We start from the raw sequence: 18,902 nt of genomic DNA on the forward strand, positions 1-18,902 counted from the left end.
CACGTTTGCCGCGGCGAGACAACGCAAGCCGTCCCGAGCCCTCGGCTGTCGCCTCCGCGGCCAATCTGGCACCATCGGCCGGTTACCCGTGCCAGAAACTCCCCGCATGAACCTGCAAGCCAATTTCGAACAGATCCCGCTCAAGGAATACGCCGAGCGGGCCTACCTCGACTACTCGATGTACGTGGTGCTCGACCGCGCGCTGCCGTTCGTGGGCGACGGATTGAAGCCGGTGCAGCGGCGCATCATCTACGCGATGAGCGAACTGGGCCTGGCCGCCACCGCCAAGCCGAAGAAATCCGCGCGCACCATCGGCGACGTGATCGGCAAGTTCCATCCGCACGGCGATTCGTCCTGCTACGAAGCGATGGTGCTGATGGCGCAGCCGTTCTCGTACCGCTACCCGCTGGTCGACGGCCAGGGCAACTTCGGTTCGCCGGACGACCCCAAGAGCTTCGCGGCGATGCGCTACACCGAATCCAAGCTCAGCCCGATCGCCGAGGCACTGCTGGGTGAACTGGCGCACGGCACGGTCGACTGGGTACCGAACTTCGACGGCACGCTGGAGGAACCGAGCTGGCTGCCCGCGCGCGTGCCGCACGTACTGCTCAACGGTTCCATGGGCATCGCCGTGGGCATGGCCACCGACATCCCACCGCACAACCTGCGCGAAGTGATCGCCGCCTGCATCCACCTGCTGGACAACCCGGACGCCACCGTCGCCGACCTGGCCGGGCACATCCCCGGGCCTGACTACCCGACCGCGGCGGAGATCATCACCCCGCGCAAAGACCTGCTGTCGATCTACCAGACCGGCAACGGCTCGCTGCGCGCCCGCGCGGTGTACCAGGTGGAGGACGGCCACATCGTCATCACCGCGCTGCCGCACCAGGTCAGCCCATCGAAGATCCTCGAGCAGATCGCTGCGCAGATGCGCGCCAAGAAGCTGCCGATGGTGGAGGACCTGCGCGACGAGTCCGACCACGAGAACCCGATCCGCCTGGTGGTGGTGCCGCGCTCCAACCGCGTCGATGCGGCCGAGGTGATGCAGCACCTGTTCGCCACCACGGACCTCGAGAGGAGCTACCGCGTCAACCTCAACATGATCGGCCTGGACGGCCGCCCGCAGGTGAAGGACCTGAAGAAGATCCTCACCGAGTGGCTGACCTTCCGCACCGACACGGTCACCCGCCGCCTCACCCATCGCCTGGGCAAGGTCGAGCGTCGCCTGCACCTGCTCGAAGGCCTGCACATCGCCTATCTCAACCTGGACGAGGTGATCCGCATCGTGCGCTCGGAGGACGAGCCCAAGCCGGTGCTGATGAGCCGCTTCAAGCTGTCCGAGGAACAGGCCGACTACATCCTCGAAACCAGGCTGCGCCAGCTCGCGCGCCTGGAAGAGATGAAGATCGAGGCCGAGCGCAACCAGCTTGAGGAGGAGCGCGCGCGCATCAACGTGCTGCTCAAGTCGCCGGCCAAGCTCAAGACCCTGATCAAGGGTGAGTTGCAGGCCGACGCCGCCAAGTACGGCGACGACCGCCGCTCGCCGCTGGTCGAGCGCGAGGTCGCGCAGGCACTGGACGAAAGCGCGCTGGTCGCCAGCGAGCCGGTCACCGTGGTGCTGAGCCAGAAGGGGTGGATCCGTGCCGCCAAGGGCCACGACGTCGAACCCGAAGGCATGAACTACCGCGAAGGCGACGCCCTGCTCGCCGCCGTGCGGGCCCGCACCACGCAACAGATCGCGGTGATCGACTCCACCGGCCGCAGCTATTCCACCGCCGCGCACTCCCTGCCCTCCGCGCGCGGCAACGGCGAGCCGCTGACCGGCCGCTTCAGCCCACCCTCCGGCGCCAGCTTCGACGCGCTCTCCGCCGGCGACAACGACACGCGGCTGATCCTCGCCAGCGACTTCGGCTACGGCTTCGTCACCCGCTTCGAGGCGCTCACCGGCCGCAACAAGGCCGGCAAGCAGATCATCAGCCTCAGCGAGGGCTCGAAGATCCTCGCGCCCCAGACCAGTGCCGACCCCGCACGCGACCGCATCGTGGTGGTCACCACCGAAGGCCACCTGTTGATGTTCTCCGTCGCCGAACTTCCCGAACTGGACAAGGGCAAGGGCAACAAGCTGATCGAAGTGCCCAAGGCCAAGCTCGTCAGCGGCGAAGAACGCGTCGCCGGCATCGCGGTGGTCGCCGAAGGCAAGGGCGAGGTCACCCTCTACGCCGGCCAGCGAAAACTCACCCTGCGCTGGAGCGACCTGGTCGAATACGGCGGCAACCGTGCCACCCGCGGCGGCCTGCTGCCCCGCGGCCTGCGCCGCGTGGAGCGTATCGAGACCACCGGCTGACGCGCGATCGAAGCTCCCTCTCCCCTATGGGAGAGGGTTGGGGTGAGAGGCCACTCTTGCGGCGGCCCCGCATCAGAGCGCTGCCCTGATCATCTTCCCCCCGCCTCACCTCGTCCTTTCTCGGAGGGAAAGGAAGCAAAGCCGCTCGCGCGACATCACCGCGCGCTCCGGCCGCCCAAGAACTTTTCCCATCCGCTCCACTCCAACTCCAGGTACACGCCCTTCCGCTACACGCGTTGAAATACGGTAGCCCCACCCGGACCCCGCTATGCGCCCGCTCCCCTTGAGCCTCCTCCTCGCCAGCCTGCTGACCCTCCCCGCGTGGGCGCAGGACGCCGGCAAGCCGCTCAATCTCAAGCTGCCCCCAAGCGAGCTCCCCGCGTCGTCAGCCACCTCCGCCGAACCTCCCTCCAGCGCCCCCGGCGTCTACTACGGCGACCACAGCGGTCGCACCGCCGCCGACGATGAAGCGATCCTGCCCGACTGCGACGACGCCACCTACAACCAGCCGCAGGTCCACGGCAGCGTCGGCATGGGCGTGATCAGCGGCAACCATGTCGACGGCAGCTACCAGCGCGGCACGGTCAACCTCAGCAAAGCTTTCGGCAGCTGCGAGCACCCCACCGGCGGCGTCAGCGTCTCGATCGGCGCCGACAGCGGGCACTTCCACGGCCGCGGCCACTGAGGGAGCCGCAGCAAAGCCGCGCAGGGTGGGCTTCCGCCCACCGCTCTTGGTGATGGCTGGCAAGGTGGGCTGAAGCCCCACCTGAAGTGGCATCCCGCGCCACGCTTGTGTTCCACTCCGCTGCGAGGTGACCCGACCATGCAGCCACCCGACTCACCCGCCATCACGCCGCACCTGCGCGACCTCGCGCGCCTGCGCCGCGTGCGCGACCGCATCGATCGCGAATACGCGCAGCCGCTGGACGTCGAAGCGCTCGCCCGCGGTATCGGCATGTCCGCCGGGCACCTCAGCCGCCAGTTCAAGCTCGCCTACGGCGAATCCCCCTACGCCTATTTGATGACCCGCCGCATCGAGCGCGCCATGGCACTGTTGCGCCGCGGCGACTCAAGCGTCACCGACGTCTGCTTCGCGGTCGGCTGCGCCTCGCTGGGCACCTTCAGTACCCGCTTCACCGAACTGGTCGGCATGTCGCCCAGTGCCTACCGCAACCGGGAGGCGCAAGCCACCGCGGGCATGCCCCCGTGCGTGGCCAAGCAGGTAACCCGACCGATCAGGAATCGAGAAGCGCTGCCGGCGAACCGCACCTAGACTGATCGCACCCCAACCGGAGCGACCACCATGGACCTCACCATCCATTCCACCTTCCTCCCGCACACCGACCCGGCTGCCTCGCTCGCCTTCTACTGCGACACCCTCGGCTTCGAAGTGCGCAAGGACGTCGAATACAACGGCCTGCACTGGATCACCGTCGGCCCGCCAGGGCAGCCCGGCACTTCCATCGTCCTGCATCCGCCGGCCGCCACCCCGGGCCTCACCGACGACGAACGCCGCACCATCGGCGAAATGATGGCCAAAGGCACCTTTGCCATGATCATCCTGGCCAGCCCCGACCTCGACGGCACCTTCGCGCGGCTGGAAGGCAGCGGCGCCGAAGTCATCCAGGAGCCGACCGAGCAACCCTACGGCGTGCGCGATTGCGCCTTCCGCGACCCCGCCGGCAACCACGTGCGCATCAACGAACAGCAATGATCCACCCGCGCCAGCCGTTCCCAGCCAACCACGACCAAGAAGCGAGCACGCCGATGACCAAGAGCAAGAGCGCCCCGAAGGAAGCCACAGCCACCGACGCTCCCTCCCGGCTGATCGACGCGAGGATCGAGGAGCTGGGCGACTGGCGCGGCGGAATGCTCGCCCGCATCCGGGCACTCATCAAACAGGCCGACCCCGACGTGGTCGAGGAGTGGAAGTGGCGAGGCGTCCCGGTGTGGTACCACGCCGGCATGATCTGCACCGGCGAGACCTACAAGGCCGTCGTGAAGGTGACCTTTGCCAAGGGCGCCAGGCTGGATGATCCGACTGGGCTCTTCAACTCAAGCCTGGAAGGCAACACTCGCCGCGCCATCGATTTTCATGAAGGCGATCAGGTCGACGAGAAGGCATTGAAGGCGCTCATCCGCGCTGCCGTCGCATTGAACACGTCCTTGGCCCGATAAGGCCGAGAACGGGATGCAACTAGGCGCAAGCACGATGTTTGACGCGTGCGCGAGAGGGCAAGCCTCTGCTTTCGACGGCGGTTTCATACGATCGATGCAACACACAGTTGGCTGCCTTGGGTGGTCGCGGTGATCCAGCTGGCCATCGCCCTCCGCTCTACAGTGGCCGGATCGCTGTCGACGGCAGCGGCTAAGACCGCCTTCGCGTTGAGCGCAGCCTCACTGCTGCTTGCGGCAGTCCTGGCGTTTCTGACCTCACCCGCGCAAGAGGCATAGGCCGACGGGGCCGCGCCGCAGTTCGGGAACGCGGTACGGCGCCACGCTCCGCCCGCCCGCCCGCACAAAAAGCATTACCCTTCCCCGCCAGCAGGCGAAGGACGCGGAGCGGCGGATGCACGGCGAATACAAGATGCCCGGCGGCAAGCTGATCGTGGTCGACCTGGCGGTGCGGGACGGCTGCCTGGACCGGGTGCAGGTGAGCGGGGATTTCTTCCTGGAACCTGACGACGCCCTGCACGCGATCGATGCCGCGCTGGAAGGCCAGCGCGCGGATGCGGACGAACACATGCTCGCGGCGGCCGTCCGCGCGCAGCTCGCTCCCGGCGTGATGATGTACGGCATTTCGCCGCAAGCCATTGCGGTAGCCGTGCGTCGCGCCATCGATCAAGGAACGGACGCATGACCCGCACGCTGTGGCGCGACCACGACTGGCAGCTGATCCACACCGACCCGCAAGCGCCCGCGCTGCACATGGCGCTGGACGAGGTACTCACCCACGAAGTCGGCGCTGGCCATCGCCCGCCCACGCTGCGCGTCTGGGAGTGGGCGTCCTCCGCGGTGGTGATCGGCCGCTTCCAGTCACTGCGCAATGAGGTCGATGGCGAAGCGGCACGTCGCCATGACATCGAGGTGGTGCGGAGGGTTTCCGGTGGCGGCGCGATGTTCATCGAGCCGGGCAACACCATCACCTGGTCGATCTGTGCACCGCTTTCGCTGATCAAGGGTATGAGCTTCCAGGAGGCTTACGCGCACATGGATGCCTGGACGCTGCAGGCGCTGGGCGAGTTGGGCATCAAGGCCTGGTACCAGCCGCTCAACGACATCACGTCCGAAGGCGGCAAGATCGCCGGTGCTGCACAGGCCCATCGCGGCGGCGCCGTACTGCACCACGTGACCATGGCTTACGACATCGACGCGTCCAAGATGCTTCAGGTGCTGCGCATCGGCCGCGAGAAGCTCTCGGACAAGGGCACGCAGAGCGCCGCCAAGCGCGTCGATCCGCTGCGCAGCCAGACCGGCCTGCCGCGTGCCGCGATCATCGAGCACATGATCGCCACGTTCCGGCGTTTGCACGGGCTGACGGACGACTCTATTCGGCCCGATGAACTGGCCCAGGCCGAAACTCTCGCCCAGGACAAATTCGCCAGCCTCGCCTGGACTGCCGACGTCGCCTGACCCGTAGGGTGGGCTTCAGCCCACCATTCCAAACCGGTGGGCTGAAGCCCACCCTACGACGTTCGGCACCCTCCCAAACGTCACTTGTGCCCCCTCGCCCCTCGCCGCAGGATCGGCTCTCCGTTCGCGTGGACAAGGAGAAGCAGATGCGCGCTTTACGCATGGCCGCCCTGGTGGCGGGATTGGGCCTGGCGCTGGGGGCACAGGCCGCCGACAGCGACACCTGGACGTTGCCGGTCGCGGTCAAGAAGCTGGACAACGGCATGACCGTGGTGGTCTCCGAGGATCACAGCTCGCCCACCGTGGGCATCAGCATGGTCTACCACGTGGGCATGCGGCTGGAGCCGCAGAACCGCACCGGCTTCGCGCACCTGTTCGAGCACCTGATGTTCGAAGGCACGCCGGATGCGCCCAAGGGCACGTTCGAGCGCGTGATCCAGGGCGGCGGCGGCATCTTCAACGGCTCGACCCGCGCCGACTACACCAACTACATCGCCTCGGCGCCCTCTTCCGCGCTGGCGCCGATCCTGTGGCTCGAGGCCGATCGCATGAAGGCGCTCGACTTCAGCGCCGAAAACCTGGCCAACCAGCAGAACGTCGTGAAAGAGGAGATCCGCGTCAACGTGAAGAACCAGCCCTACGGCCTGTTCTTCTGGACCGACCTGAACGCGCTGGCGTTCGACAAGTGGGCCAACAAGCACGACGGCTACGGCTCGTTCAAGGACCTGGACCACGCCAGCATCGCCGACGTGAAGACCTTCCACGACACCTTCTACCAGCCGGCCAACGCGGTGCTGGGCATCGCCGGCGACGTCACGCCGGAACAGGCTTTCAAGCTGGCGCAACAGTACTTCGGCAACATCCCCGCGCGCGCGCTGCCCGAACGCCCGGACGTCTCCGAACCGCTCAACACCAAGCCGCGCCACGCGGAGGAAACCGACGCGCTGGCCAAAGTGCCGGCGCTGGCCGTGGGCTGGAAGATGCCCCCGCGCGGCAGCGCCGACCAGGTGCCGATGATGGTGCTTTCGCAATTGCTGGTGGGCGACGATGCCTCGCGCTTCTACCAGGGCCTGGTCAAGGGCCGCCAGTTGCTGCTCAACATCGAGGGCGGCATGAACTTCCCGCTGGGCGACGGCAGCGATTACGCGGGCCCCTCGCTGCTGGGTCTGTTCGCCATCTACAAACCCAACGCCACGCCCGACCAGGTGCTGGCCGCGTTCAACCAGGAGATCGCCAAGGTTGCCAGCGATGGCGTGGACGAGACCACGCTGGCGGGCGTGAAGACCAAGATGCTGTCGGACTGGTACGGCGGGCTGGAGGCCTTCATCAACCGCGCCGACACGCTGGCCAAGCTGCAGACCCTCTGGGGCGACGCCGACGTCGCCAACAAGATGCCCGGCTGGATCGAGGCGGTGAGCGCCGATGACATCAAGCGCGTGGCCCGCACCTATCTCACCGACGCCAACCGCAGCGTGGTCGTGCGCCGCCCCGTGGCCGCCGCCAAAGCCCCCGCCAAGTGAGGACCGCCATGAAGACGAACAAGACGTTCAAACTGCTCGCACTGGCCGTGGGCCTTTCGCTGGCCGGTTTCGCCCAGGCCTCCACCGCGCCGCTGCCGAAGGACCTGCCTGCGTACGGGCCGGAGAAACCGCTGCCCACCCCGCAGATCCAGCAGCGCACATTGCCCAACGGCCTCACCGTCTGGGTGGTGCCGCGCGAGGGTCTGCCCAAGGTCGACGTGGAACTGGCGGTGCTGGGCGGCTCCGCGGCCGACGACGCGGCCACGCCGGCGATGTCGGAAATGATGGCGCGCCTGCTCGACGAGGGCACCGCCACGCGCAGTTCGCTGCAGATCGCCGAGACCCTGCGCTCGATCGGCGGCGACTACCGCACCGGCGCCGCCGCCGATGCCGTGGTCATCCGCGCCAGCGCGCTGGCCTCGCACGCGCCCGAGCTGCTGGCACTGGTGGCCGACACGGCCCTGCACCCGAGCTTTCCGGCCAAGGAGGTAGCGCTGGCCCAGGCCAACGCCATGCAGGAGCTGAAGGTGCAGGAATCGAGCCCGGCCTGGCAGGCGCAGCGCGCGTTCGACCATGCCGCCTTCGGCGCGCATCCCTACGCCCGCGACTCCCTCAGCGAGGCCACCGTCAAGGCCAGCGATCCGGCGGCGTTGCGCGCGCTGCACGAGGCACGCTTCCAGCCCGACCGCAGCCTGCTGGTGATCGTCGGGCGGATCGGCGCCGACCAGGCGTTCCGGCTGGCCAGCCAGCAATTCGGTGGCTGGAAGTCCGATAGCGACGCGCTTGCGAAAACCCCGCCGGCCCCGCGGGAAGCCTCGATCGAGCGCCTCATCGTGCCGCGCGAGGGCGCGGTGCAGACCAACATCCGCTATGGCCGCCCGGCGATTCCCGCCAGCAACCCGGACTTCATCCCGCTGACCGTGGCCGACACCATCCTCGGCGGCTCCTTCACCAGCCGTATCGTGCAGGACATCCGCGAGGAGAAGGGTTATTCCTACAGCCCGCGATCGCTGTTCGATGCCCAGCGCGCCGGCGGCAGCACGCTGGCCCGGGTCGACGTGCGCAACGACGTCACCGGCGCAACCCTGAAGGAGCTGGCCAAGCTGTACGACGGCATGGCCACGCGGGCACCCAGCGAGGAGGAACTGACCGGCGCCAAGCGGTTTGTCGGTGGCATCTACCTGCTGCGCAACCAGATCCAGGGTGCGCTCACCGCGACGCTCGCCGGCTACTGGGTCGACGGCCTGCCGCCGGACTTCCTGAGCGGCTACGTCGCCGATGCCAACAAGGTCACCGCCGAACAGGTGCAGGCCATGGGGCGCAAGTACTTCGCCTCCAAAGACCAGAGCATCGTGGTGGTCGGCGATCCCAAGGCGATCGACGCGCAGTTGAAACCGTTCGGCGCGTTCAAGGTCTACAAGCCCTGACCCGGCCGTGCGGCCACCCACCGGTGGCCGCACCCAAGGGCCTCCTGCAAAATCTCCGAACTCCGTAGGGTGGGCTTCAGCCCACCTTCTGCCCGCCGGAGAGCGGTGGGTTGAAGCCCACCCTACGAAAGCTGCGCGAGCTTGGCCCATCTTCTGCCCGTCGAAGAGCGGTGGGCTGAAGCCCACCCTACGGGAGCAGCGCGAGCAGCGGCAGGATGTGCTCGCGGCTCAGCGTGGCGATCGGCTGCCGGAACACGCCCGCGCCCCGTTTGCGCACCAGCAGCGTGCGGCCGTCCTCGCCACGGATCACCGCCGCGACGATGCGGATGACCGGCTCGCTCACAAGCGCGTCACCGACCACGACTGCATCCGCCCGCCCTTGTAGGGCATCACGCCGTGGAACGGCCGCGGGTCCTCGTCGAACACCAGCGGCAGGAAATGCCGGTCGCCCTCCCACATCGGCAGCTCCATCAATCGCGCGCGCGGCACCCATTCCAGCGTGCCTTCGTGGTTGCCCGTGTGGCAGCTGCCTTCGAAGCCGTCGATCAGGAAGATGAAGCCCAACCAGTCCTCGCCCTGCTTGCCGAAACCGGGCCAGTTGAGCGTGCCGCGCAGGCGCATCGAAGTGCACTCGATGCCGGCCTCCTCGCGGATCTCGCGGCGCATGCAGGCGGCGATGTCCTCGCCCGGCTCCATCTTGCCGCCCAGACCGTTGTACTTGCCCAGGTGCTGGTCGTCCGGCCGCGCGTTGCGGTGGATCATCAGTACCTGTTGGCGGTCGGGAGAAAGCACGTAGCCGAGCGTGGCGACGATGGGGCAGTAGGCGGTCGACATCGGCGGGAGAAGGCGGCAAAACGGCAAGTGTAGCGCCGGGACTGAACGCGCGCCGCGCGCACACTTGCGCCTGCCGCGCCGGGGCAGCCACCATCGGGGAATGATTCGTCCCGCTTTCCGCTTGCCGCTGGCGCCGCTCGTTTTCCTTTCACTGGCCGTCCTGGCCGGCTGCGCGCCGAAGGCGCGTGCGCTGGACAGCGAAGAGCGTGCGTTCGACGGACAGAACTATCGCGTGGTGAGCATCGACCTCAGGCGCGAGCCGCTGACCCTGCATTGGCGCGATCCCGATAGCGGCCAGCCGTTCGGCACCATCGACAATCTGCGCCAGTGGGGTGAGGCGCGCGGCCGGCGACTGCTGTTCGCGGCCAACGCCGGCATCTATGACGCCGCCTTCGCGCCGCTGGGCCTCCACGTGGAGGATGGCAAGGCGCTGGAGCCGCTGAACATGGCTCACGGCAATCCGGCCTCGGGCAATTTCTCGCTGCTGCCCAACGGCGTGTTCGCGATCTATCCGGACGGGCAGGCGGCGGTGGAGACCAGCGCGCGGTTCAAAGCGGACGGGCGCAAGACCCGCTGGGCGACGCAGTCCGGGCCGATGCTGGTGATCGACGGCAAGCTCAACCCTGCCTTCGTGCACGATTCGGACAGCCTCAAATGGCGCAGCGGCGTGTGTGCGCGCACGCCGCACGAGGTCGTCTTTGCGGTAAGCGAGGCGCCGGTGAATTTCCATAGCTTCGCGCGGCTGTTCCGCGACGGGCTGGGTTGCCGCGACGCATTGTTCCTTGACGGCACGATCTCTCAGATCTACCTGGACGGCGAGGGCTATGCCGGCGCCCCGGCCTTCATGGTCAAGCCCTACGCCGGCATGTTCGCCGTGTTCGCGCCCGAATGAGGCGCCATCGTTTCCATCCGTGGCGCTGGCTGTTGCTGGTCGTGTGCGTATTGCTGGTGGTGGCCTTCGCATCCGGCTGGTACCTGCTGTCCGGCAGCCGCGCACGGCTGGATGGCCAGTTGCAGGTCGCGGGCCTGGCCGCGCCGGTCAAGGTGACGCGCGATGCCGGCGGCAACGTCACCATCGACGCGCGCAGTCGCGCCGACGCCACCTTCGCGCTCGGCTTCGTGCATGCGCAGGAGCGCTGGTTCGAGATGGACCTGATGCGCCGCGCCGCCGCCGGCGAACTGGCCGAACTGGTCGGCAAGGCAGCGCTGGAGAGCGACCTGGACGTTCGCCGCCATCGCCTGCGCGCGGTGGCGCAGGCGGCCTATGCGGCGATGACACGGGCGCGGAAGCAGGTGCTGGACCGCTATCGCGACGGCGTCAACGCGGGCCTGGCCCACCTGCGCGAGAAGCCGTGGGAATACTTCCTGCTCGGCAACGAACCCAGGCCCTGGCGCTCGGAGGATGGCCTGCTGGTGATCGGTGCCATGTACCTGGACCTCAACGGCCATGGCCACAACACGCGCGAACTCGACATCGCGCGGATGCGCGCGGCACTGCCCGGGCCGTTGGTGGATTTCCTGCTGGCGCCCGATCCGGACTGGGAAGCGCCGCTTGCCGGCGCGCTGTCGCGGCCACCGGTGATGCCCGGGGCTGCGGTGTTCGACCTGCGCAACCAGCCCGTCCCGACAACGACGGCGGCAGCCGTGTCCGCCGCGCTCGCACCGTCGCTGCAAGACCGCTACCCGGGCAGCAACAACTTCGCCGTCGACGGCACGCTCACCGATACCGGCGCGGCGATGCTGGCCAACGACATGCACCTGGGCCTGCGCGTGCCGAACATCTGGTTCCGCGCGCGCCTGCGCTACCCCGACGCCCTCGCGCCGGGCGGGCAGCGCGACGCGGTGGGCGTCACCCTGCCCGGCACGCCGGCGCTCATTGCCGGATCCAACGGGCAGATCGCCTGGGGCTTCACCAACAGCTACGGCGACTGGATGGACTGGGTGCGGGTCACCCGCGACCCGGCCGATCCGTCGCGCTACAAGGTGCCCGGCGGCTGGGCGAAGATCGAGCATCACGCCGAGCGCATCCACGTCAAGGACGCGCCGGACCGCGTGCTGGACGTACAGGAAACGCGTTGGGGCCCGATACTTGCCAGCGGCACCGACGGCACGCCGCTGGCGCTGGCCTGGATCGCGCACCGCCCGCACGCCTACAACCTGGGCCTGATGCAACTGGAGCGCGCGCCCAGCGTGGCTGCCGCGCTGGACCTGGCGCCGAGCATGGGCATGCCGCCACAGAACCTGTTGGTGGCCGACCGCGAGGGCCACATCGGCTGGACCATCGCCGGCAACGCGATTCCGCTGCGCCCGTTGTTCGCCGACCCGCAACGGCCGGCGGACGGGTCGCTGGCCGGCAGCGGCTGGCAGGGCTGGGCTGCGCCCACGCAGTACCCGCGCGTCGTCGACCCGGGCGACAGCCGGTTGTGGACCGCCAACAACCGTACCGTCGACGGCCCGGCGCTGGCGCTGCTCGGCAACGGCGGGCACGACCTGGGCGCGCGGGCGCAGCAGATCCGCGACGACCTGCGCATGCACAGCGTCTTCACCACCGGCAACCTGCTCGACATCCAGCTCGACAATCGCGCGGTGTTCCTCACGCCCTGGCAGCGCCTGCTGCAGGACACCCTGGCCGGCGTGCCCGATCCGGCGCTCGGCCAGCTGCGCGAGCTGACTGCCAACTGGCGCAACCGCGCCGCGCCGGACAGCGTGGACTACCGGCTGGTGCGCACCTTCCGCGAGCAAGTGCATCAGCTGGCGCTGCGGCCGTTCGTGGCGCGGGTGAAGGCGCGCTACCCGGATTTCGCCTGGCCCTCCGGCGGCGGCAACGCCGAGGCGGCCGTGTGGTCGCTGCTGCGCGACCAGCCGGCCTGGTTGCTCGATCCGCGTTACGACAGCTGGAAGGCCTTGTTGCGCGAGGCCGCGCGCCGCGTCGTGGCCGAGCTGGGCGGGCAATCCGGTGGACTGCCGGCGCGCACCTGGGGCGAGGTCAACCCGGCCGGCATCCGCCACGCGCTCTCGCCCGCCTTGCCCGGCTTCATTGCGCATTTCCTGGACATGCCCGACGAGCCGTTGCCGGGCGACGCCAACATGCCGCGCGTGGCGGCACCGGGCTACGGCGCATCCGAGCGGCTGGCCGTGTCGCCCGGGCACGAGGCGCAAGGCATCCTGGAGATGCCCGGCGGGCAGAGCGACAATCCGCTTTCGCCCTACTACGGCGCGGGGCACACCGAGTGGGTCGACGGCCGGCCCACGCCGCTGTTGCCGGGGCCGGCGAAGTGGACGTTGGTGCTCCGGCCGGCCAAGTAGGAGGCCGTCCGCTCGCGCTGCGTTCGCAAGCGATGTCGAAATCCCGCCCGGCCGCCCGTCGTGCCATGGAGCAGCCGGCATCCGCCGGCGGACGGGAGAGCGACGATGCGATGCATGGTGATGGTTCGCGCCACGGCTGATTCGGAAGCCGGCGTGATGCCCAGCGAAAAGCTGCTGCGCGAGATGACCGCGTTCAACGAGCAACTGGTCAAAGCCGGTGTGATGCTGGCCGGCGAGGGCCTGCAGCCCAGCTCGCAGGGCAAGCGGGTGTACTTCGCCGGTGGCGGCCGCAGTGTGGTCGACGGCCCGTTCGCCGAAGCCAAGGAATTGATCGCCGGCTTCTGGTTGTGGCAGGTGCGTTCGATGGACGAGGCGCTGGAATGGGCGCGCCGCTGCCCCGCGCCGTTCGAGGGCGAGTGCGCCATCGAGATCCGGCCACTGTTCGAGGCGGACGACTTCGGCGAGGCGATGACGCCGGAACTGCGCGCGGCCGAAGAGCGCATGCGCGCGGAACTGGCCGGCAAGGCGTAACGCCGAGGGGTGGGCTTCAGCCCGCCTTCCCCGCGACCTCCCCGGGGCTGGTGGGCTGAAGCCCACCCTACAGGCCTCGCGGGCTTGCCGGTCCACGCCAGCGGTGGTCTGATCGGCCGCATGAGCCAAGCCGACACCCACCGCGCGATCGAAACCGTCTGGCGCCTGGAGGCGCCCAAGCTGGTCGCCGCGCTGATCCGCGTCGTGCGCGACATCGACCTGGCGGAGGAACTGGCGCAGGACGCGCTGGTCGCCGCGCTGGAGCGCTGGCCGTCTGCCGGCGTGCCGGACAACCCCGGCGCCTGGCTGATGACGGCGGCCAAGCGGCGCGGCATCGACCTGCTGCGGCACCGCCAGCTGGTCGAGCGCAAGCATGCGGCGCTGGACGGCGACCCGGAGCACGAGGCGTTCACCATGCCCAACCTGGAGGCGCTCGACGACGACATCGGCGACGATCTGCTGCGGCTGATCTTCACCGCCTGCCATCCGGCGCTCTCGACCGAGGCACAGGTCGCGCTCACCCTGCGCCTGCTCGGCGGCCTGACCACCGCGGAGATCGCGCGCGCATTCCTCGCCTCCGAGCCCACCATCGCCCAACGCATCGTGCGCGCCAAGCGCACCCTGGCCGACCAGCGCGTGCCCTTCGAGGTGCCGCGCGGCGATGAGCGCGAGGTGCGGCTGGCCGCGGTGCTGGGCGTGATCTACCTGATCTTCAACGAGGGTTATACCGCCACCGCCGGCGAGGACTGGATGCGCCCGGCGCTGTGCGAGGAGGCGCTGCGCCTGGGCCGCACGCTGGCCGGCCTGATGCCGCGCGAGCCGGAGGTGCTGGGGCTGATGGCGCTGATGGAGATCCAGGCGTCGCGCAGCCACGCCCGCGTGGCGCCCGACGGCCGCCCGGTATTGCTGCTGGAGCAGAATCGCGCTCTGTGGGACCAGTTGCTGATCCACCGCGGCCTGGACGCGCTGGAACGCGTCGGCCGGTTGGGCGGGGCGCACGGTCCCTACGCGCTGCAGGCCGCCATCGCCGCCTGCCATGCACGCGCGGCCACGGCGGAGGCGACCGACTGGTCCCGCATCGCCTCGCTCTACGCCCGGCTGGGGCGCGTGGCACCCTCGCCGGTGGTGGAGCTCAATCGAGCCGTGGCGGTGGCGATGGCCGACGGGCCCGCGGCCGGGCTGGCGCTGGTCGATGGCTTGCGCGAGCTACCCGAGCTGGCCGGCTACCACCTGCTGCCCGCGGTGCGGGGGGATCTGCTGGCGAAGCTGGGACGCGGCGACGAGGCCCGCGCGGAGTTCGAGCGCGCGGCCGGGATGACACGGAATGCGCAGGAGCGGGCGATGATGCTGGAGCGCGCGGCAGGGTGTGGAGCGACTGCCGCGTCGTAGGTAGGGCTTGTCACAAAAGGTGACCGCTCACCCCTCTCCCCTCCCCGGAGGTGAGAGGGAGCCAAGCGCCACCGTGCCTCAGCCTCCTTGCTCCCTCTCCCGCGGTCCCGCCGGAGGACGGGATTGTGGAGAGGGAGAGGCCCCTCGCCCTTGCACCAGCAACCTTTCGCAGATCGCCTGGTAAAGCCCCGGCAACCGTTCCAGATCGGCCACGGCCACGCACTCGTCCACCTTGTGGATCGTCGCGTTGACCGGACCCAGCTCGATCACCTCGGCCCCGAGCGGCGCGACGAAGCGCCCGTCGGACGTACCGCCACCGGTGCTCTGCTCCGGTTCGACGCCACACAGTTCCCGGCAGGCGTCCAGCACGGCTTCGCGCAGGCGCCCGCCCTCGGGGCTCAGGAAGGGTTCGCCAGACAGGTTCCAGTCCACTTGCCAGTCCAGCCCATGGCGGTCGAGGGCCGCCTCGGTGCGCTCGCGCAGCTCGGCGGCCGTGCTGGCGGTCGAATATCGGAAGTTGACCTGCGCGACCAGCTCGCCCGGGATCACGTTGGTCGCCCCGGTTCCGGCATTGAGGTTGGACACCTGGAACGAGGTGGGCGGGAAGCCGGCATTGCCCTCGTCCCAGCGCGTCGCGGCCAGTTCCGCCAGCGCCGGCGCGAAGGCATGGATGGGATTGTTGGCCTTCTCCGGGTAGGCCACGTGGCCCTGGACGCCGCGCACGGTGAGCGTGCCCGAGAGCGATCCGCGGCGGCCGACGCGGACCAGGTCACCCAGCCGGCACTTCGACGAAGGCTCGCCCACCACGCACCAGTCCAGCCGCTCGCCGCGCACACGGAACGCCTCGGCTACGCGGCGCACGCCATCGAGGTTGGTGGGGCCTTCCTCGTCACTGGTCAGCAGCAGCGCGACGCGGCCGGCGTGTTGCGGGTGGCTGGCCACGAAATGCTCGAGTGCCAGCACCATCGCCGCGACCGCGCCCTTCATGTCCGCAGCGCCGCGGCCGTAAAGATGGCCATCGCGCACGGTCGGCTCGAATGGCGGGCTCTGCCAGGCGTCCGCGGGGCCGCTGGGCACCACGTCGGTGTGGCCGAGGAACACCAGCGTGGCTCCGTCGCTACCGTGCGTAGCCCAGAGGTTGTCGACCTCGCCGAAACGCAGGTGCTCGACGGCGAAGCCCGCCCGCGCAAGCCGTTCGGCAATCAGCGCCTGGCAGCCGGCATCCTCGGGCGTCACCGAGCGACGGGCGATCAGGTCACGGGTCAAGTCCAGTACTTCGCTCAAGCGAACCTCCGACTGCTTGGGAAATCCCTGTAGGAGCGCACCAGTGCGCGACCGCCATGCATCCCGGTCGCGCACAGGTGCGCTCCCACCGGAACTTTCGACGGCAGAACTCTATTTGCCGAACAGCTTCTTGAAGCTGTTGTCGCTGAAACCCACGCCCACCGAGCCGTCGTCCTGCACCACCACCGGCCGGCGCACCAGCGCCGGGTATTCCTTCAGCAGCAAGGTCCACTCCGGATCGGAGCCTGGGTTCTTACGCTGCGGCAGCAGGTTGCGCCAGGTGGTGGACGACTTGTTCACCAGCTTCTCCCAGCCGCCCAGCTGCTGCGCCCAGTCCTTGAGCGTGGCCGCCGGCACCGGCTGGGCGCGGTAGTCGACGAACTCGTGCGGCACCTCGAAGCGCGCAAGCCAGTTGCGGGCCTTCCTGCAGGTATCGCAGTTGGACAGGCCGTACACGATCACGCTCATTCGACGCTCCTCAGCAGTTCGTTGATGCCGGTTTTGGCGCGCGTCTTCTCATCCACCTGTTTGACGATCACCGCCGCGTACAGGCTGTGGCTGCCGTCCTTCGCCGGCAGGCTGCCGGCCACCACCACGCTGCCGGCGGGGATGCGGCCGTAGCTGACCTCGCCGGTGGCGCGGTCGTAGATGCGCGTGGACTGGCCCAGGAACACGCCCATGCCGATCACGCTGCCCTTCTCCACCACCACGCCCTCGACAACTTCGGAGCGCGCGCCGATGAAGCAGTCGTCCTCGATGATGGTCGGGTTGGCCTGCAGGGGCTCCAGCACGCCACCGATGCCGACGCCCCCGGACAGGTGCACGCGCGCGCCGATCTGCGCGCAGGAGCCGACCGTAGCCCAGGTATCGACCATCGTGCCCGAACCGACGTAGGCACCGATGTTGACGTAGCTGGGCATCAGCACCGCATCCCTGGCCACGTGGGCGCCACGGCGCACCAGCGCACCGGGCACCACGCGCGCGCCGAGGTTCTCCAGTTCCATGTCGTTGCCGTGGCCGAAACGCAGCGGCACCTTGTCGAAGGCCAGCGCCGGGCCACCGTCGACCACCCGGTTGCCGTTGATGCGGAAGTACAGCAGCACCGCCTTTTTCAGCCAGGCGTTGACCTTCCAGCCGCCTTGGCCATCGGGCTCGGCCACGCGTTGTTCGCCCGATTCGAGCAGCTCCATCACCTGCGCGAGCGCCGGGCGCAGGCGGCTTTCGATCTCGCTCTGGCTGAGGTCGTTGCGGCGCTCGAAGGCGTCGTCGATCAGGATGTCGATGGAAGGCATGGAGAGCTCGCTGGGAAAGTGGCCGCAGGGAAGCGCCCCAGTATACGGAGCCGGCAAACACGCGCGTCCGACGGCTCAAGTTTCGGCCGGCGTTGCCGATTCCCACTGGCTCCCCGACGGCTCAAGCGATCCGGGGGACGGAGAAGCACAGCCATGCCACGGCGCCCGATCGACCCGGCCGAACTCACGGTCGGCCAACCCCTGCGATTCAATGCCTATGACGCCAGGGGCAAGCTGTTGATGCGCCTGGGCCAGGTGATCGGCAACGAGGTGCAGTTGGAAAAGTTGCTCGAGCACGGCCTGTTCTACGGCAGCGAGGAGGAGTGCCGCGGGCCCTTCCTGCCGCCGACGCCGTCGCCGCTGGCGCTGGTGCTGGATGCGCGCGAGCGGTTGCAGGCGCTGCTCGGCGATCGGCTGCCGGCGGATTTTCCCGACTCGGTGGCGGGCATTGTCGAGCTGGTACGCGAGGCCTGCCGGCGCAACCCCGACGTGGCGCTGGCGAGCATCCTGCTGCGTAGCGATGGACCCTATGGCGCGCGACACGCGGTGAATGCGGCGATCGCCTGCCAGCTGACCGGCACCGCGATGGCGCTGGATCCGGGCGAGCTGGCCGCTACCGTGTCCGCTGCGCTGACCATGAACATCGGCATGTTCGAACTGCACGACCAGCTGGTCGCGCTGGAAGGCCCGCTGTCGAACGAGCAACAGGCCGCGGTGCGCGCCCATTGCCGACTAGGCGTGGCGCGGCTGCGCGATCACGGCATCGCCAGCGCCGCCTGGCTCAACGCCGTGCGCGACCACCACGAGCGCGCCGACGGCAGCGGCTACCCGGGCGGCAAGCGCGGCACCGAGATCGGTCGCCCCGCGCGGCTGCTGGCGCTGGCGGACGTGTACTGTGCGCGCGTGTCGGGCCGCGATTACCGCCCGCCCCTGCAACCCACGCTGGCGTTGCGCTGGCTGTTCCTCAACGAAGGCGCCGCCCTCGACGAGCAATTGGCGCGCATGTTCATCAAGACCCTGGGGATCTACCCGCCCGGCACCGGCGTGCGCCTGCGCAACGGCTCGATCGCGGTGGTGACCCAGCGCGGCCCGGCCAGCCACCAGCCCGTGGTCGCCTCGCTCACCACCCATGACGGCCTGCGCGTGGGCGCGCCGATCCGTCGCCGCGGCGATGTCGAAGCGCATGCCGTGAGCGAGGTGGTGAACCTGGCCGCGCTGGACATCGAGGTGGACATGGAAGCGCTGTGGGGCGACGACGCGGTGGCATGACGGATTGGGATCCCCTGTAGGGAATCCCGAAAAGCCCGACGCTTCCGAAGCCCACTTGTGGCCGATGCTT

General features: G+C 69.0%; 19 protein-coding genes. 14 read left to right on the plus strand and 5 right to left on the minus strand.

What is annotated here, in order from left to right; all coding sequences use genetic code 11:
• Window positions 1-106: 106 nt before the first annotated feature.
• The 9 genes from parC to OSC30_RS07550 all read left to right on the plus strand — a co-directional run bounded on the left by parC (window position 107) and on the right by OSC30_RS07550 (window position 8,927).
• Entirely contained in the window at window positions 107-2,347 is a 2,241-nt protein-coding gene (gene parC / locus OSC30_RS07510; RefSeq protein WP_267171225.1) for a DNA topoisomerase IV subunit A, read from the plus strand.
• A 268-nt stretch (window positions 2,348-2,615) separates the two neighbouring features.
• Entirely contained in the window at window positions 2,616-3,032 is a 417-nt protein-coding gene (locus tag OSC30_RS07515; RefSeq protein WP_267171226.1) for a hypothetical protein, read from the plus strand.
• A gap of 138 nt (window positions 3,033-3,170) precedes the next feature.
• Window positions 3,171-3,620, plus strand: a complete 450-nt coding sequence (locus OSC30_RS07520) for a helix-turn-helix transcriptional regulator (RefSeq protein WP_267171227.1) — start codon at window positions 3,171-3,173, stop codon at window positions 3,618-3,620.
• A gap of 30 nt (window positions 3,621-3,650) precedes the next feature.
• Window positions 3,651-4,061, plus strand: coding sequence for a VOC family protein (locus OSC30_RS07525; RefSeq protein WP_267171228.1), 411 nt, complete (start codon window positions 3,651-3,653; stop codon window positions 4,059-4,061).
• A 53-nt stretch (window positions 4,062-4,114) separates the two neighbouring features.
• Window positions 4,115-4,525, plus strand: a complete 411-nt coding sequence (locus tag OSC30_RS07530; protein ID WP_267171229.1) for a DUF1801 domain-containing protein — start codon at window positions 4,115-4,117, stop codon at window positions 4,523-4,525.
• Between the two features lie 391 nt (window positions 4,526-4,916).
• Window positions 4,917-5,207, plus strand: coding sequence for a lipoate-protein ligase small subunit (gene lplB, locus OSC30_RS07535; RefSeq protein WP_267171230.1), 291 nt, complete (start codon window positions 4,917-4,919; stop codon window positions 5,205-5,207).
• Window positions 5,204-5,980 (plus strand): lipoate--protein ligase family protein, encoded by a 777-nt coding sequence (locus tag OSC30_RS07540; RefSeq protein ID WP_267171231.1) that lies wholly within the window; start codon window positions 5,204-5,206, stop codon window positions 5,978-5,980. The genes lplB and OSC30_RS07540 overlap by 4 nt, the downstream gene beginning before the upstream one ends.
• Window positions 5,981-6,126: 146 nt before the next feature.
• A complete protein-coding gene (locus tag OSC30_RS07545; protein ID WP_267171232.1) occupies window positions 6,127-7,500 on the plus strand; it encodes a M16 family metallopeptidase in 1,374 nt (457 codons plus the stop codon).
• An 8-nt stretch (window positions 7,501-7,508) separates the two neighbouring features.
• Window positions 7,509-8,927, plus strand: coding sequence for a M16 family metallopeptidase (locus OSC30_RS07550; RefSeq protein ID WP_267171233.1), 1,419 nt, complete (start codon window positions 7,509-7,511; stop codon window positions 8,925-8,927).
• 187 nt (window positions 8,928-9,114) lie between these two features.
• On the opposite strand, the gene OSC30_RS07555 is transcribed toward OSC30_RS07550, so the two are convergent.
• Together OSC30_RS07555 and OSC30_RS07560 are read right to left on the minus strand one after the other, a co-directional pair.
• Window positions 9,115-9,270, minus strand: coding sequence for an NUDIX hydrolase (locus tag OSC30_RS07555; RefSeq protein ID WP_267171234.1), 156 nt, complete (start codon window positions 9,268-9,270; stop codon window positions 9,115-9,117).
• The gene (locus tag OSC30_RS07560) at window positions 9,267-9,761 is read right to left on the minus strand and encodes an NUDIX hydrolase (protein ID WP_267171235.1); all 495 of its coding nucleotides are present in this window, start codon (window positions 9,759-9,761) and stop codon (window positions 9,267-9,269) included. Before OSC30_RS07560 ends, OSC30_RS07555 begins: the two co-directional genes overlap by 4 nt.
• 100 nt (window positions 9,762-9,861) lie before the next feature.
• Here OSC30_RS07560 and OSC30_RS07565 point away from each other — a divergent pair, with 100 nt between their 5' ends.
• The 4 genes from OSC30_RS07565 to OSC30_RS07580 all read left to right on the plus strand — a co-directional run bounded on the left by OSC30_RS07565 (window position 9,862) and on the right by OSC30_RS07580 (window position 14,987).
• Window positions 9,862-10,653, plus strand: coding sequence for a phosphodiester glycosidase family protein (locus tag OSC30_RS07565; RefSeq protein WP_267171236.1), 792 nt, complete (start codon window positions 9,862-9,864; stop codon window positions 10,651-10,653).
• Window positions 10,650-13,067: a penicillin acylase family protein gene (locus OSC30_RS07570; protein ID WP_267171237.1), complete on the plus strand. Its 2,418-nt coding sequence runs from the start codon at window positions 10,650-10,652 to the stop codon at window positions 13,065-13,067. The genes OSC30_RS07565 and OSC30_RS07570 overlap by 4 nt, the downstream gene beginning before the upstream one ends.
• A gap of 105 nt (window positions 13,068-13,172) precedes the next feature.
• Window positions 13,173-13,598 (plus strand): YciI family protein, encoded by a 426-nt coding sequence (locus tag OSC30_RS07575; RefSeq protein ID WP_267171238.1) that lies wholly within the window; start codon window positions 13,173-13,175, stop codon window positions 13,596-13,598.
• A 120-nt stretch (window positions 13,599-13,718) separates the two neighbouring features.
• Entirely contained in the window at window positions 13,719-14,987 is a 1,269-nt protein-coding gene (locus tag OSC30_RS07580) for an RNA polymerase sigma factor (protein ID WP_267171239.1), read from the plus strand.
• Window positions 14,988-15,065: 78 nt separating this feature from the next.
• On the opposite strand, the gene dapE is transcribed toward OSC30_RS07580, so the two are convergent.
• From dapE to dapD, 3 genes are all read right to left on the minus strand, one after another.
• On the minus strand, window positions 15,066-16,271 hold the full coding sequence (dapE, locus tag OSC30_RS07585) for a succinyl-diaminopimelate desuccinylase (protein ID WP_267171240.1): 1,206 nt from the start codon (window positions 16,269-16,271) through the stop codon (window positions 15,066-15,068).
• Window positions 16,272-16,382: 111 nt separating this feature from the next.
• A complete protein-coding gene (locus OSC30_RS07590; RefSeq protein WP_267171241.1) occupies window positions 16,383-16,739 on the minus strand; it encodes a Spx/MgsR family RNA polymerase-binding regulatory protein in 357 nt (118 codons plus the stop codon).
• On the minus strand, window positions 16,736-17,563 hold the full coding sequence (dapD, locus tag OSC30_RS07595) for a 2,3,4,5-tetrahydropyridine-2,6-dicarboxylate N-succinyltransferase (protein WP_267171242.1): 828 nt from the start codon (window positions 17,561-17,563) through the stop codon (window positions 16,736-16,738). Before dapD ends, OSC30_RS07590 begins: the two co-directional genes overlap by 4 nt.
• A 153-nt stretch (window positions 17,564-17,716) precedes the next feature.
• Between dapD and OSC30_RS07600 the strand changes: the two genes are divergently transcribed.
• Window positions 17,717-18,832 carry an HD-GYP domain-containing protein gene (locus tag OSC30_RS07600; RefSeq protein ID WP_267171243.1) on the plus strand — a complete coding sequence of 372 codons (1,116 nt, stop codon included), beginning with the start codon at window positions 17,717-17,719 and terminating at the stop codon, window positions 18,830-18,832.
• Window positions 18,833-18,902: the final 70 nt, after the last annotated feature.

The organism is Frateuria hangzhouensis, assembly GCF_026410505.1.
Taxonomy (GTDB): domain Bacteria; phylum Pseudomonadota; class Gammaproteobacteria; order Xanthomonadales; family Rhodanobacteraceae; genus Frateuria_A; species Frateuria_A hangzhouensis.

Coding starts and splice junctions, on each gene's coding strand:
- parC (WP_267171225.1), top strand. CDS start 107: ATGAACCTGCAAGCCAATTTCGAACAGATCCCGCTCAAGGAATACGCC.
- OSC30_RS07515 (WP_267171226.1), top strand. CDS start 2,616: ATGCGCCCGCTCCCCTTGAGCCTCCTCCTCGCCAGCCTGCTGACCCTC.
- OSC30_RS07520 (WP_267171227.1), top strand. CDS start 3,171: ATGCAGCCACCCGACTCACCCGCCATCACGCCGCACCTGCGCGACCTC.
- OSC30_RS07525 (WP_267171228.1), top strand. CDS start 3,651: ATGGACCTCACCATCCATTCCACCTTCCTCCCGCACACCGACCCGGCT.
- OSC30_RS07530 (WP_267171229.1), top strand. CDS start 4,115: ATGACCAAGAGCAAGAGCGCCCCGAAGGAAGCCACAGCCACCGACGCT.
- lplB (WP_267171230.1), top strand. CDS start 4,917: ATGCACGGCGAATACAAGATGCCCGGCGGCAAGCTGATCGTGGTCGAC.
- OSC30_RS07540 (WP_267171231.1), top strand. CDS start 5,204: ATGACCCGCACGCTGTGGCGCGACCACGACTGGCAGCTGATCCACACC.
- OSC30_RS07545 (WP_267171232.1), top strand. CDS start 6,127: ATGCGCGCTTTACGCATGGCCGCCCTGGTGGCGGGATTGGGCCTGGCG.
- OSC30_RS07550 (WP_267171233.1), top strand. CDS start 7,509: ATGAAGACGAACAAGACGTTCAAACTGCTCGCACTGGCCGTGGGCCTT.
- OSC30_RS07560 (WP_267171235.1), bottom strand. CDS start 9,761: ATGTCGACCGCCTACTGCCCCATCGTCGCCACGCTCGGCTACGTGCTT.
- OSC30_RS07565 (WP_267171236.1), top strand. CDS start 9,862: ATGATTCGTCCCGCTTTCCGCTTGCCGCTGGCGCCGCTCGTTTTCCTT.
- OSC30_RS07570 (WP_267171237.1), top strand. CDS start 10,650: ATGAGGCGCCATCGTTTCCATCCGTGGCGCTGGCTGTTGCTGGTCGTG.
- OSC30_RS07575 (WP_267171238.1), top strand. CDS start 13,173: ATGCGATGCATGGTGATGGTTCGCGCCACGGCTGATTCGGAAGCCGGC.
- OSC30_RS07580 (WP_267171239.1), top strand. CDS start 13,719: ATGAGCCAAGCCGACACCCACCGCGCGATCGAAACCGTCTGGCGCCTG.
- OSC30_RS07590 (WP_267171241.1), bottom strand. CDS start 16,739: ATGAGCGTGATCGTGTACGGCCTGTCCAACTGCGATACCTGCAGGAAG.
- dapD (WP_267171242.1), bottom strand. CDS start 17,563: ATGCCTTCCATCGACATCCTGATCGACGACGCCTTCGAGCGCCGCAAC.
- OSC30_RS07600 (WP_267171243.1), top strand. CDS start 17,717: ATGCCACGGCGCCCGATCGACCCGGCCGAACTCACGGTCGGCCAACCC.